This window comes from Citrobacter sp. 50677481, assembly GCF_001463265.1.
Lineage (GTDB): Bacteria > Pseudomonadota > Gammaproteobacteria > Enterobacterales > Enterobacteriaceae > Citrobacter_A > Citrobacter_A sedlakii.
The window spans coordinates 1-424 of sequence record NZ_LNHZ01000023.1 but is presented as its reverse complement, the minus strand read 5'-3'; the positions used below and the strand labels follow the sequence as shown (position 1 = coordinate 424).

The window sequence follows — 424 nt, the reverse complement described above, 5'->3', positions numbered from 1 at the left end:
CAGAGTTATTGGTCAGGGTTAAAGTTCCTGCGGACATGGTTATTTCCTCAGTACATGTTTGGAAGGATTAAAACGGGCATATTAATATTCTGGTTAAATGACATGTCGAATCCGTTGTCATTATAATTACCGACTACCTGGTTATACGCTGACCTGACATTTCCTCCTGACATTACAACGCCTTTTTTTCTTACATTGAAGTATCCATCGACTCTCCTTGACTGCGCACCTGTAAATACTATCTGGCAATATTTATCACCTACATACTGATTACTGTCGGTCATGGTTAATTGCTGGTCATATACAAATGGTCGCTTCACTGTTGAAAATGTTACCTGTCCTGCTGAATTTGTCATGGTGATGCCATCACCGGCTACAGGAGCGGTATTATTGAAAATTACCAGGTCCATTGTTACAGATGCGG

At 40.8% G+C, this 424-nt stretch carries 1 protein-coding gene; it reads right to left on the bottom strand.

The features are described from left to right. Nucleotides 1-47: 47 nt before the first annotated feature. A partial coding sequence (locus APU02_RS05580; protein WP_239692850.1) for a DUF6453 family protein occupies nt 48-424 on the bottom strand: 377 nt, incomplete at its 5' end.